The 12,236-nt window shown below is 49.6% G+C and carries 14 protein-coding genes; 10 read left to right on the forward strand and 4 right to left on the reverse strand.

Annotated elements, in window-relative coordinates:
• The first annotated feature begins 112 nt into the window (after nucleotides 1-112).
• Together ACTL32_RS14315 and ACTL32_RS14320 are read left to right on the forward strand one after the other, a co-directional pair.
• Nucleotides 113-541, forward strand: coding sequence for a MarR family winged helix-turn-helix transcriptional regulator (locus ACTL32_RS14315; protein WP_441342128.1), 429 nt, complete (start codon nucleotides 113-115; stop codon nucleotides 539-541).
• Nucleotides 534-1,706, forward strand: a complete 1,173-nt coding sequence (locus ACTL32_RS14320) for an MFS transporter (protein ID WP_441342129.1) — start codon at nucleotides 534-536, stop codon at nucleotides 1,704-1,706. Before ACTL32_RS14315 ends, ACTL32_RS14320 begins: the two co-directional genes overlap by 8 nt.
• Nucleotides 1,707-1,785: 79 nt before the next feature.
• Here ACTL32_RS14320 and ACTL32_RS14325 read toward each other — a convergent pair whose 3' ends face one another.
• Nucleotides 1,786-2,562 carry a 2-keto-4-pentenoate hydratase gene (locus ACTL32_RS14325; RefSeq protein WP_441342130.1) on the reverse strand — a complete coding sequence of 259 codons (777 nt, stop codon included), beginning with the start codon at nucleotides 2,560-2,562 and terminating at the stop codon, nucleotides 1,786-1,788.
• A 167-nt stretch (nucleotides 2,563-2,729) separates the two neighbouring features.
• Nucleotides 2,730-3,377 carry a PAQR family membrane homeostasis protein TrhA gene (gene trhA / locus ACTL32_RS14330; RefSeq protein WP_441342131.1) on the reverse strand — a complete coding sequence of 216 codons (648 nt, stop codon included), beginning with the start codon at nucleotides 3,375-3,377 and terminating at the stop codon, nucleotides 2,730-2,732.
• A 137-nt stretch (nucleotides 3,378-3,514) separates the two neighbouring features.
• Here trhA and ACTL32_RS14335 point away from each other — a divergent pair, with 137 nt between their 5' ends.
• Nucleotides 3,515-4,090 carry a DUF1836 domain-containing protein gene (locus ACTL32_RS14335; RefSeq protein WP_441342132.1) on the forward strand — a complete coding sequence of 192 codons (576 nt, stop codon included), beginning with the start codon at nucleotides 3,515-3,517 and terminating at the stop codon, nucleotides 4,088-4,090.
• A complete protein-coding gene (locus ACTL32_RS14340; protein WP_441342133.1) occupies nucleotides 4,087-4,530 on the forward strand; it encodes a YaiI/YqxD family protein in 444 nt (147 codons plus the stop codon). The genes ACTL32_RS14335 and ACTL32_RS14340 overlap by 4 nt, the downstream gene beginning before the upstream one ends.
• 564 nt (nucleotides 4,531-5,094) lie before the next feature.
• On the opposite strand, the gene ACTL32_RS14345 is transcribed toward ACTL32_RS14340, so the two are convergent.
• Nucleotides 5,095-6,198 (reverse strand): S-layer homology domain-containing protein, encoded by a 1,104-nt coding sequence (locus ACTL32_RS14345; RefSeq protein WP_441342134.1) that lies wholly within the window; start codon nucleotides 6,196-6,198, stop codon nucleotides 5,095-5,097.
• A 167-nt stretch (nucleotides 6,199-6,365) separates the two neighbouring features.
• Between ACTL32_RS14345 and ACTL32_RS14350 the strand changes: the two genes are divergently transcribed.
• Complete coding sequence (locus tag ACTL32_RS14350; protein WP_441342135.1) at nucleotides 6,366-7,085, forward strand: type 1 glutamine amidotransferase domain-containing protein; 720 nt, start codon at nucleotides 6,366-6,368, stop codon at nucleotides 7,083-7,085.
• A 1-nt stretch (nucleotide 7,086) separates the two neighbouring features.
• Here the strand turns inward: ACTL32_RS14350 and ACTL32_RS14355 are convergent, their stop codons facing one another.
• Entirely contained in the window at nucleotides 7,087-7,953 is an 867-nt protein-coding gene (locus ACTL32_RS14355; protein ID WP_441342136.1) for a glycerophosphodiester phosphodiesterase family protein, read from the reverse strand.
• A 112-nt stretch (nucleotides 7,954-8,065) separates the two neighbouring features.
• Between ACTL32_RS14355 and ACTL32_RS14360 the strand changes: the two genes are divergently transcribed.
• From ACTL32_RS14360 to ACTL32_RS14380, 5 genes are all read left to right on the forward strand, one after another.
• On the forward strand, nucleotides 8,066-9,136 hold the full coding sequence (locus ACTL32_RS14360; RefSeq protein ID WP_441342137.1) for a type III polyketide synthase: 1,071 nt from the start codon (nucleotides 8,066-8,068) through the stop codon (nucleotides 9,134-9,136).
• On the forward strand, nucleotides 9,133-9,645 hold the full coding sequence (locus tag ACTL32_RS14365; protein ID WP_441342138.1) for an isoprenylcysteine carboxyl methyltransferase family protein: 513 nt from the start codon (nucleotides 9,133-9,135) through the stop codon (nucleotides 9,643-9,645). The genes ACTL32_RS14360 and ACTL32_RS14365 overlap by 4 nt, the downstream gene beginning before the upstream one ends.
• A 98-nt stretch (nucleotides 9,646-9,743) precedes the next feature.
• The gene (locus ACTL32_RS14370) at nucleotides 9,744-10,025 is read left to right on the forward strand and encodes a hypothetical protein (RefSeq protein WP_204893366.1); all 282 of its coding nucleotides are present in this window, start codon (nucleotides 9,744-9,746) and stop codon (nucleotides 10,023-10,025) included.
• An 88-nt stretch (nucleotides 10,026-10,113) separates the two neighbouring features.
• A complete protein-coding gene (locus ACTL32_RS14375) occupies nucleotides 10,114-11,208 on the forward strand; it encodes an AI-2E family transporter (protein ID WP_441342139.1) in 1,095 nt (364 codons plus the stop codon).
• Nucleotides 11,209-11,324: 116 nt separating this feature from the next.
• The gene (locus tag ACTL32_RS14380) at nucleotides 11,325-12,113 is read left to right on the forward strand and encodes a transporter substrate-binding domain-containing protein (protein WP_441342140.1); all 789 of its coding nucleotides are present in this window, start codon (nucleotides 11,325-11,327) and stop codon (nucleotides 12,111-12,113) included.
• Nucleotides 12,114-12,236: the final 123 nt, after the last annotated feature.

Here is a 12,236-nt window from a genome sequence, read left to right on the forward strand (position 1 = left end):
TGGAATCTAAAGCCCGCGTTCTGCCGATGCAGAACGCGGGCTTTTACCTTTACTAATCCGCGATTCCTCCATATACTTACTTAGGTAACTAATCGAGGGAGAGAAATATTCTATGCAAAAAATGCTGTTTCATGAAATCCACCAGAAGTCGCGGCTATCGGTGAAAGAAGTCAACGAGGCCTTGAAGGAGTTCGGGCTGTACAGTTCGCAATGGTCGGTCCTTTTTACGCTCAAGCAATTCGGGCCGATGACCCAAAAAGGGATCTGGCAATACTTGAATGTCGAAGCGCCGACCGTGGCCCGGACCGTCCAGCGGCTGGAAGAAAGCGGGTGGGTGGTGCGAAAAGAAGGGGAAGACAAACGGGAACGGATCGTCCACTTGTCGGAGCAGGCCGAAGAGAAGGTGAGGGACATCGAAGGACGGATCCTCAAAGTCGAAGAAAGGCTGCTCGCTCCGTTGTCTGATGGGGAGCAGCAGCAATTGATGAACCTGCTGCAGAAAATCGGCAGCCCGTCAGAAAGTGGTGCGGCACATGAATGAAAAAAGGCCGATCTGGACGAAAAATTTCATCAATATTTCCATCAGCACATTCTTCATCTTTGCGGTGTTTTACGCATTGCTGACATTCATCCCGATTTACGTCATGTCGGATTTGGGCGGAAGTGCTGCGCAAGCCGGCTTGGCTGTGTCGGTGTTCCTGGTATCGGCCATCATTGTCCGGTTTATCGCCGGCATGATCCTGGAGAAATACGGCAAGCGCCGGGTATTGATCATCAGTGTGCTGATGTTTGCCGTCAGCACCATCCTTTACGTGTTCATCAATGATTTCACGCCGCTGCTGGCGCTTCGATTTTTCCATGGCATCTGGTTCAGCTTGGTGACGACCGTGGCCGGAGCGATTGCAGCAGACATCATTCCGCCGGAACGCCGGGGCGAAGGGCTGGGGTATTACGGCATTGCGATGAACTTGGCCGTCGTAGCGGGCCCGTTCATCGTCTTGTCGCTGCAGCCTATATTGGCCTCCCATGTCATTTTCATGGTGCTGGGCATAATTATGGCCATCGGCTTTTTGTGTGCATTCCTGGTAAAAATAGAGGAAGATGGCCGGGTGCGCCCGAGGGAGAAACGCAAACTTGCGCTGGATGACTTTTTGGAAAAGAAATCATTGCCGATTGCAACGGTCGGATTCTTGATCTCTTTTGCCTATGCCAGCATCATTGCGTTCATCTCCGTTTATGCGGAATCGCTTGGCCTTATTCAGACCGCGAGCTTCTTCTTTGTGGTCTATGCCATTGCGATGCTGCTCGTCCGGCCGATCACGGGACGTATTTTTGATGCACATGGACCGAATGTAGTCATTATTCCGTCCTGCATCGTGTTTGCCGTCGGACTTTTTTCGCTGGCTTATACGGATTCTGCCTGGATGCTGCTGCTTTCGGGGGCTCTTGTCGGCCTTGGCTACGGCACGCTTCTTCCGAGTTTCCAGACACTGGCCATCGAAGCGGCTGACAAACACCGGAGCGGCTACGCAACCGGTACATTTTTCGCACTTTACGATTCGGGCATTGCTGTCGGTTCGGTATCGCTTGGCCTCATTGCCGGGCTGTTCGGCTATTCGAACTTGTACTTTATACTAGGCGTCTTTGTGCTGATGATTATCTTCTACTACCGCTGGGTCATCAAAGGCCATAAAGCAGCGGCTTAATATCAAACACAAAAACTGGCGGAGAAAAGCAATGCTTTCTCCGCCAGTTTTGCATGTATGGCCTTATTGGGCCGCTGGTTCAACGTACGTTTAAAGAAACCTCGCCGAGCCCTTCATAGCTGGCCGTATAGCCCCCTTTTTCCAAGCGATGCGGCAGCGTGAAGGTGCCGGAAGAAACGAACATGCCTTTTTTCAACGAAGCCCCATGTCCGGCCAGCTCTTCTGCAAGCCATTTCACTGCATTGGCAGGATGGTCTAGTACAGCGCTTGAAGAGCCAGTGGCCAGCTCTTTCCCATTCAACGCCAGTGTGCCCTGGATCCCTTGCAGTTCCCCGAAAGTAAGTCCGTCTTTCGGAGTGCCAGTGATAATTTTGCCGGCGACGGCACTGTCGGCAATCACTTGGCCAAGTGTGATTTTCGGGAACCAGTCTTCAAAACGGGAATCCGGCACTTCGATGCCTGGCGCTACAAGCGATTTCTGAAGTATGGCATGGACATCATCCTCAGCCGAAAGGTCCTCTTTTAAAATGAAAATCAATTCGATCTCCAGCAGCGGAGAAATCATGGTGTCCAGTTCAATTACGCCGTCTGATAGGGAAGAACTTGTCAGTGCACCATACAAAGGGGTTTCCGATTGGAAAAGCTCCCGCGTCTCCGGGCTGGTCAAGCTGATTTTATAGCCTTTCAATTCTTCGGCCGAATCGGTCGTCTTCTTCGATGTGACTTCGTGCTGGATGCGGTATGCCGCACTTTTTTCCAGGTCCGCAGGAATGGCATCTTTGCGGAGCGGTTCGTTCTGCAAATACGCATTGAATAATTTTTCGGCCAGCCGGCTGTCTTCATTGGTCAATTCCATTTCATCACTTCTCCTTAGAAATATTTGGACAATCATAACATGAAAGCCGCTCCATGAAAAAGGGGGCCTTGTATCAGCTGCTTGCGGGGCATCAAAAGGGGAATATCAGAATCCTTCGTTCAAAAAAAGTCCTGCGCCTCAAAAAGAAGGAGGCGCAGGACTTTTCATCAGATGACGTAGAAATAGACCGACAGGAAATGGCAAAAGCTCCCCGCCAGGATGAACAAGTGAAATATTTCATGAAAGCCCAAATGGGTATTGGCGAACAGTTTCGGCTTCAATGCATAAATCAAACCGCCAATCGTATACAGGATGCCCCCTGCAACGAGGAGCAGGAGGCCTTGGAATGCCAAGCTGTCCGATAGGGGGACGATGGCGAAGACGATGATCCAGCCCATAGCAATGTACAGGATGGTCGACAGCCAGCGCGGCGAATGAAACCAGATCATTTTAAAGAAGATGCCGCTCAGTCCGATGGCCGCCACTAGGAAGAAAAGCAGATTTCCGAGCCAGCCTTCGAGCACAATCAGGCAAAAAGGGGCATACGAACCGGCAATCAGTGCATAGATCATGGAATGGTCAAGTTTCCTGAAAAAAGCGATGGTTCTCGGGTGGGCATTGATTGCATGGTATACAGCGGAAGCGGCATACAGGCCGATCAAGCTTAAGCCGAAAATGACGACGGATGCCAAATGGAGCGGCGGCGCCTGGTGATAAGATGCCTTGATCACCATGGCGAGCAAAGCAATAAATGAAAGAATGGCGCCGGTTAAGTGTGAAAGTGAATTGAACGGTTCGCGTATATATTTTGTCATGATATGTACTCCTTGCTATACGTGGTTTTAATAACTACATAAAATGATACTACTATTGATAAATGAAATCAAGTTTGGCGTAAAAGAGATAATAGGGTAGAATAAAGCTATCAAATAACCTGATGTAGGTGAGTAGGATGATGGATACCAAACAATTGATGGACAGCCTGGCGCCCGGCACCCAAGTCCGGCTTGGGGATATTCCGAAAATCGATTTGTACATCGATCAGGTCATCCAGCTGTTTGAAGAAGCATTTGAAGAAACGAAGCGCAATGAGGATGAAAAGATCCTGACAAAAACCATGGTCAATAATTATGCAAAAGGGAAATTGTTCTATCCGGTGCAAAACAAGAAATACACGCGCAACCATATCATGTTGATCAGTTTGATTTACCAGATGAAAAGCGGATTGTCGATCAATGATGTCAAAAAGGTGCTCGAGGGCCTCAATGAAAAAGCGGCGGAGCGGGATTGGAGCCTCGAGGGGTTCTATGAAAGTTTCCTGGAAGTCCAACGCGGGAACGTGGAGATTTTCGCAGACGGTCTCGAACGCCAGGCAAGGAGTGCTGCTCAAGAAGTCGGCGGAATGGAAAATGCGGAGGAACTGGAGCAGATCTTATTGATTGCGTCCCTGATCCATACCAGCAATTTATACAGAAGAGCTGCCGAGAAGATGGTGGATGAGCTGAATGCACGGAGGGAAAGCCAATGACGAAAGTATTGATCGATGCAGACGGTTGCCCGGTGGTCGATTTGACAATTGCTGCAGCCAAGCGCTTCGGCCTGCCGGTTCTGCTGATTTGCGACACTTCGCACATCATGCAGCGTGAAGGCGCTGAAACCATCACCGTGTCCAAGGGGGCGGACGCGGTCGACTTTGTGCTCGTCAACCGGGTCGACAAAGGCGATATCGTGGTGACGCAGGACTACGGCCTTGCTGCAATGGTGCTTGCAAAGCGCGGCGTTCCGATTGACCAGAACGGCCGCACCTATACGGAAGAAAACATCGAAGGGCTTCTTCACGGCCGCCATGTTGCGAAGAAAATCCGCCAGAGCGGAGGGCGCATGAAAGGGCCGAAAAAGCGCCGCCCTGAACACAACGAAGCTTTCGAAGAAGCGCTGGTTAAACTGCTTCAAGAAACTGCTCAATAAAATAAAAAGAGGGAGCCGGAAACCGGCTCCCTTTCAAACTGTAGACAAAGTTTAATGATGATGAATAGAAATGCAGAAGCCGACCAGCCTGTCCACTTCGCTTTCCGTGGGCTCGGCTTCAGTCTCCTCGTCACTGAAAAACCATGCTCCTGCATCGCTGCGCTAGCTTCGTCGCAAAGACTTGGCAGGCCAAGTCTTTCCTGCGGGGCCTTCAGCTCGAGCTGGTCCCACAGGAGTCTCGTGGCCAGACCGGTCGGCAGCGTCACCTGTATCTAAAAGATAAGGCGAGAATACTTATGCTGCTTAAACCTACTGGATACAAAAGCCGCTGGCTTCAGAATCCGCAACGGAAGGCGGCGACTCCAGCGGGATAGCGAAGTGCCGAAATCCACTCGGACGCGAGTCCGAGTTAGTTCGGCGCAAGCCCGCGGAACGCGTCCGCCTGAAGTGGAGGATCCCGATATCGCTTACATTTCATACATATTTATAAAATTTAAAAATTATTTATTCTTTCGTCTACAAGCTCAGAGGGAGCCGGAAAACCGGCTCCCTCTTTCTATTGACTTAAATGGTCCAGCGGTTATTGACGAATGCTACGAGGATCCAGTTGCCGTTGGCGTCTTTCTCAAAAACCATATTGAGATTTTGCCAATCCATGAAGCTGTTCTGCTGTGTGCCCGGATAATAGAACTCGACCACGGTTGCATTCGGGAAGCGCTCTTTGATCTGTTCCTGCGTCAAAGGCTGTTCGGTCCGGCCGTAGCGTTCTTTTTGCTCATACGTGGCATCCATCAAGTACGCGTTGTAGTATTCAGCGGGCGTCATGACGATCGGGAAGCCGCTGCCGTCCTGGAAGCCCCATTCATAATCCTGGGTGTTCTGCATGAACCCAGGCAGTTGGGCTTTGGTGAATGAAAGACCTTGATTGCCGAGGCATCCGCCGCTGTAAGGACAGAAAACCAATCCGTCCTGGCTGCTGACATAAGAGGCGATGCTGGCGAAGTCCTTCGCTTTCAATTCGGCCAATATGTCATTTGCGGTATTCAGCAGTTCACGTTTATCCGCTATGAAAGACGGTTCAATCGTGCGGGCAAGAAATGCTGAAAACTGGGCGCGCGTCACATTCAGGTTTTGCCGGAAGGTGTTGTCCGGATAGCCCTGGATGACCCCTTGGTAAGCCAAGCGGGAAACGGCATCAAAGGAGTACATATTCGGCGACATGTCCTTAAAAGTGTTGTCCGGGGCGTCAGGGAAATCAAATGCACGGTCAAGCATGGCTGCCGACTGTCCGCGTGTGACAGCGAGGCTCGGCCGGAAGGTGCCATTTGTGAATCCCGAGATAATGCCTTCTTCAGCTCCTGAGGCAATATAGCCTGAGAAAGTGTGGCTGGCACTGACATCACTGAATGGGGTGGCCCGTTTTGTGCCATCGAGTTCAAGGGCACGTCCAATCATCGCGATGGCCTGTGCGCGCGTGACAGGGGCATACGGCCGGAAGGTGCCATCCGGATAGCCGCTGATGATCCCTTCTTCATACAGATAAATAATCTCATACGCAAATGGGTCGGTGGCGAAGAGGTCATCAAATGTGACGACAGCTTTGGCGGGAGCAGAAAAAGCACTGAAAGCGAGAACGAACGCTGCTGCTAAAGATAGAAAGATTTTCATGTCCATCCCTCCCTGATTTAAGTCCATTGTAGCATAAAAGAAGGAGATTTATAATAATAAATCTTTATATTCTGACAATTATTTGTTGCTAAACAGCTTCTATGACTAAAAATTGTATGGTGGGGAATACCAATAAAAAAGAACGTGATGAAGGAGGAGGCTAGGCAATGAAGAAGATTTTGATTGTGGTCACCAATCACGCGGTCTTGGGGAATAGAGGGAAGCAGACCGGGCTCTGGCTCAGGGAGCTCACTGATTTCTATCATGAAGTAAGGCCGTTGTTCGAAGTCGATATTATCAGCACTGCCCGCAAGCGGGTTCCGATTGATCCGAGAAGCTTGCTGGAAGTGCTCACGAATAAAAAAACACGCGCCTATTACATGAACGACGAATTGATGGACCGATTGCATTCGCCGCTCGTTCCAGAGCAAGTCGATGCCGATGATTACGAAGCCATCTTCTTTGCAGGCGGGCATGGGACGATGTGGGATTTTCCCGACAACCGAAAGCTGCAGGAACTGACGAAAGATATCTATGAAAACGGCGGATTTGTTACCGCGGTATGCCATGGGCCAGCCGCGCTTATCAACGTCAAACTGTCCGATGGCCGCTATTTGCTTGCAGGCCATGTTGTAACCGGGTTTTCGGATATGGAAGAAAAAATCATGCTGCTTTACAAGGATATTCCGTTTTCACTGGAAGAGAAACTGCGGGAAAGAGGGGCGCTGTTCACTATGGCCGATCTGCCTTTCACCAAATGCATTCATACATCAGGGCGGCTCATCACAGGGCAGAACCCTGCCTCTGCCCAAGGGGTGGCGTTGAAGTTGATTGAGTATTTGAGGGCGGCAACAGAGGAACGGCAGCAGAAAAAGGCGGAAGTGTAAGTCAGCTTCCGCTTTCTTGCCGCAGGGCCACGTATTCCTCCGCTTTTTTCGCATGGTCGGTCTGGATGATGTTTGCGCCACGTTCAAGCAGCCATCCCCAGCCGTTGTCCGGGTCTATCAGTGACAACGAATCGTTATGCCCGGCATTCTCCCCATCGTCCAGAGCGTTGCACCAGACATTTGTATAGGCTCTGATCTTGTTCACTGTTTCTTTGGAAATGGCTTGGTCGTATTCAGTATGAAAAAGGATTTCAATGGCAGAAAGAGGGCACTGCTCCAGCAGTTCGTCCAGCTGGGAAAGGTTGCTGTCATCAATCAGATGCATGTAATGCAGCGCTTTTTTCTGCGTTGCAAAAAATTCAAGCACTTTGCTGACCGGTTGGCGGCTTTTGAGGAGCACATCATCAAAAGCATCGGCCTCATCTACTATCTCGCAAATTTCCTGGCGGTAATTCCAGGATTTATCCGCATTGATCATCGCTTTGTCTTTCAGCAAGGACAACGCTTCCGCAAACGTCGGGATTTTCTCATTCGTAAGGCGTGCATGGGGTCCGCCATTCCCTTCTTTAAGATAGAGGGAGCGGATTTCGGACAAATCAAGCGACGCTACTTCGCCGGTTCCATTTGTCATGCGGTCGACAGTGCTGTCATGAAGAATAATCAGATGGCCGTCTTTCGTTTTTTGGAAATCCATCTCTATTAAATAGATGCCTTCGTCCAGGCACTTTTGGAAAGCCGGCAGCGAATTTTCCGGAGCGGGCCCCCAAATTCCTCTATGGGCGACGGCGAAAAACGGATGTTCGTTCCGGTGGAAAGCAGCCAGGAACTCGTCATAGTTGCTGAATTTCAAGAAACTGTTTTTCTGCATAACTTATTCCCCCTTTGTATAAAGTTTATATACCCTTCAGCAAGGGTTCCGACACTCGCTGAGTCCCTGGAAACGCTGGTTTTTTGGCTAACTAATCAAGGAGGCGAAGAATATGTCCTTTATCTGGAAAGTGGTGACTGAAAATGCCCCGCACCATGTCGACCAAAATGAAATTGTCGGCGTTGTCCGGAATTTGTTCGGCGATCAGTATGCCGACATTGAAAGGCTGCTCAAAGTATTTGGCAATGGCCAAATCGAAGGGCGGTATTTCGCGGCGCCGCTGGAATGGTTTGAAAAAGAGCGCGGCCTAGAAGAAAAGAACCGCCTGTATGTCGAGGAGGCGGTCCGGATGGGCAGCCGGGCAGTCACTCGCTGTCTGGAAGGAGCGGGTGTAGACAAATCCGAAATCGACGCGTTCTTCTTTGTCTCCAGTTCCGGGCTGGCGACCCCTACCGTGGATGCCCGGATCATGAATGAACTGGGGATGCCGCCCCATATCAAACGGATTCCGCTATGGGGGCTTGGCTGTGCGGGAGGGGCATCGGGTCTCAGCCGGGCGCATGACTTCTGCAAAGCTTATCCGGATGCGAAGGTGATTGTGCTGTGCCTGGAACTATGCAGTTTGACGTTCCAGCGGGGGGATTTATCAAAAAGCAATCTGATCGGCACTTCTTTGTTCGCAGACGGCGCTGCCTGCGTGCTGATCACTGGGTCGAATGTCCGGCCGCCGCACGGCGGATTTCACATCCGCAATACGCAATCGACATTGATGCCCCAATCAGAAGACGTCATGGGGTGGGATGTTAAGGACGAAGGGCTCCATGTCGTCTTTTCGCGGGATATCCCGAAGATCATTGAAGAATGGTTGAAGCCGAATGTAGAAGGGTTTCTGGAAGGGCTCGGAAAGGCCTCGGAAGACATCAGCCACTTTATTGCACATCCCGGAGGCAAAAAAGTATTGAGAGCTTATGAGAAGTCGCTCGGTTTTTCGAAGGACAAAACGGACATCTCGCGGAATGTGCTGGCCCGCAACGGAAACATGTCATCGCCGACTGTCTTGTATGTGCTGAAGGATTTTATCGAAAAAGGGGCATTAGCGGGAGAAGAGGGGCTGCTTACAGCCTTAGGCCCTGGCTTCAGTTCCGAGATGCTCTGGCTGGAATGGGGAGATGGCAGCCGATGACGTTTTTTTATAGCTTGTTTGGCTTCGTCGTTTTGCAGCGGCTGCTTGAAGTGGCCTATGCCCGCTCAAATGAGCGGAAGATGAAAAAAAGGGGAGCATTCGAAGCAGGGGCAGAACATTATAAATGGATTGTTCTGCTGCACATCCTATTTTTTGCCGCGCTATTTACAGAAGTCGTTGTGCTCGGAGAAAAAGCCGGACGCAGCTGGGCGGTTTTCCTGGGCATCTTCATCCTGGCCCAGGCATTGCGGGTATGGGCGCTTGCTTCGTTAGGCCGTTTTTGGAACACTAAGATTCTTGTGCTTCCAGGTGCGGACAAAGTGAAAAGGGGGCCATACCGTTGGATTCCACACCCTAATTATATTGTAGTCGCTCTTGAAATCGCTTCGTTGCCCTTGATTTTCGGCGCTTGGCGCACGGCAATCGCCTTCTCGGCCGCCAATGCTCTGCTGCTCCTTTTCGTCCGGATTCCCGCGGAAGAGGAGGCGCTTCGCGCCATGAAAGACTGAATGGCAGAAAAAATCTTTCGGCGAAGCAGTTAAAAAGTAATTTTAAGGGTATACAAAATAGAAGAAAGCTATATGGCATATCATTTGGAGGGATTTAGATGAAAAAATCAACAATGAATACAATGATCGGAAGTGCACTCGCGGCTGGCGCCGGAGTTTTTGTTTTCAAGGCCTTCCAGGAAAAAAACAAATTGAATGTACCGCGTGATATCGACATGCGCAACAGCAACGAAGTGGACCAGCGCGAAAGCGTGGAAGCGGATGTCGACCCTGCTGAAAAAGGGCTGACGCAATTGGATTCCGCGTACCGGGATGAGTGGCAGGCCAATGCTTTCCCGCAAACACACCGCGAGCTGGAAGAACTGGAAAAAGAAGAATAACCATCAAAAGAGCGAAGGCGAAGAATGAATTTGCTTTCGCTTTTTTACTGCGTTTTTTTATTTTCAATTTTTTGTAAGGAGGTATGCAATGATGTGGATCCACAAACCCTTTTTTGAATATGCAACAGGTACTTTATTAGTCGTCATCATCCTTTTCTTTCTTGGGAAAATCGATTATGCGATTTGGCCGTTCCAAGTCGTCATTACGACGATATTCGCGCCGATCTTGATTGCCGGACTTTTATATTATCTTATTCGCCCTTTTTTGCATTTATTGACGCGCGCAATTCCTAAAATCGCAGGAATTATTGTGGTTTTTTCAGTTTTTGCAATCGCTATTGCCCTCGTGGTGTATTTCTTCGGCCCAACGATCAAAGCGCAAATGGCCACACTCGGGGAGTTGGCGCCGGAGACCGTGGAAGAAATGACGGAGGAATCCGAAAGCGTCATTTCTGGCTTTGAATTTGCCGGGCTGTCTGGTGCGAAAGTACAGCAAAACATCCTCGGCTATGTAGAAGGACTCTCGAACAACTTGATGGAGAACGTTATGGATATTTTAGGGGTCTTGATGAACGTGGCGGTCGTGCTCATTGTGGTGCCGTTCATCCTGTTTTTCCTGTTGAAGGATGACGAAAAGCTGATCCCGCATCTGATGAAATACCTGTCAGAAGAACACAAGCCGGAAGGGAGAAAGGTGCTGAAAGACGTCGATGAAACCTTGTCGAATTATATTGTCGGCCAGGCGATTGTGGCTGGCGTCATCGGAGTGTTGATGTTTATCGGCTATCTCATTATCGGATTGGAAAATGCCCTGCTGTTGGCCTTTTTTGCCATGAGCTTGACGATTGTCCCTTTTCTTGGACCCCTTTTGGGCATTATCCCGGCTCTATTTGTCGCGCTGGTAGGCGATGACCCGCTGATTATGGCGGTTAAAGTGATTCTGGTGCTGCTTGTTGTGCAGCAGATTGAGGGGAACCTCATTACGCCGAATATCATGGGAAGCCGGCTGGACATCCACCCCTTGACGATCATCCTGCTCCTGCTGATTGCAGCCGCGCTTTACGGGTTTATCGGGATTCTGATCGCCATTCCGGTGTATGCCGTATTGAAGACCTTGATTCACAATTTCCGCTTGTTCATCCGACTCCGGAAAAAACGGGAAATTGCCAAAGCGAGTGGATGAAGGCGATGCTCCCTATGAGAAAAGGCCGTTTATTTTGTTGAGAAGGTTCTGATTTTGAGGAAAATATGATATATTGTTACTAGTCTTTCAATAAAAGAAAACAAGGGGGCACCAAAATGAAGAACTTCAGTTTATTATTGCTTCTTCTGTCAGCCATGCTGATCATTGCGGCATGCGGTTCAGATGAGCCTGCAGAAGAAACAGGCGGCTCAGGGGATGGGGCAGCTGAAAACAAAACGTATAAAGTCGGAATCGATACAACATATCCTCCGTTCGAATTTGAGGAAAATGGCGAATATACAGGGATTGACATCGATTTGATCAATGCTATTTCTGAAAGCCAGGGCTTTGAAATCGAATTCAATCCGATGGACTTTGGCGGGATCATCCCGGCATTGCAAGCAGGCCAATTGGATGTAGCTATTGCAGGGATGAGCATCACGGATGAGCGGAAAAATGTAGTGGATTTCTCGGATCCATATTTTGATGCAGGTTTGTCATTGGTAGTAGCGAAAGACAATAACGATATTACGTCGCTTGAAGATCTGGAAGGCAAGACAGTCGCAGTGAAGAGCGGTACCACAGGCTCTAAATTCGCAATGGACAATGAATCGAAATACGGCTACACCGTAGCGCAATTCGAGGACAGCCCGTCGATGTTCCAGGAAGTTTCAAACGGCAATGCCGATGTCTTGCTGGAGGATTATCCGGTTATTGCATATGCAATCGCTGAAAGCGGACTGGAATTGAAAACCGTTGGAGACCGTTTGACTGGAGACCAATACGGCATCGCAGTGCTGAAAGGCGAAAATGCGGACTTGCTTGAGAAAATCAATACAGGTTTGCAGGAATTGCGTGACAGCGGAGAATATGATGAAATTCTCAACAAGTATATTGCTGAATAAGAACAAATCATGTGGCGCGCAGCAGCGCGCTGCATTTTTTTATCCATTTAATGAACGGCCAATCGTGAAGAAGGACCGTAAAAGCCCTAGATAAACTTCCTGGTGAAGGGTTATCTGCTATGC

Source organism: Planococcus sp. FY231025, assembly GCF_052078085.1.
GTDB lineage: Bacteria > Bacillota > Bacilli > Bacillales_A > Planococcaceae > Planococcus.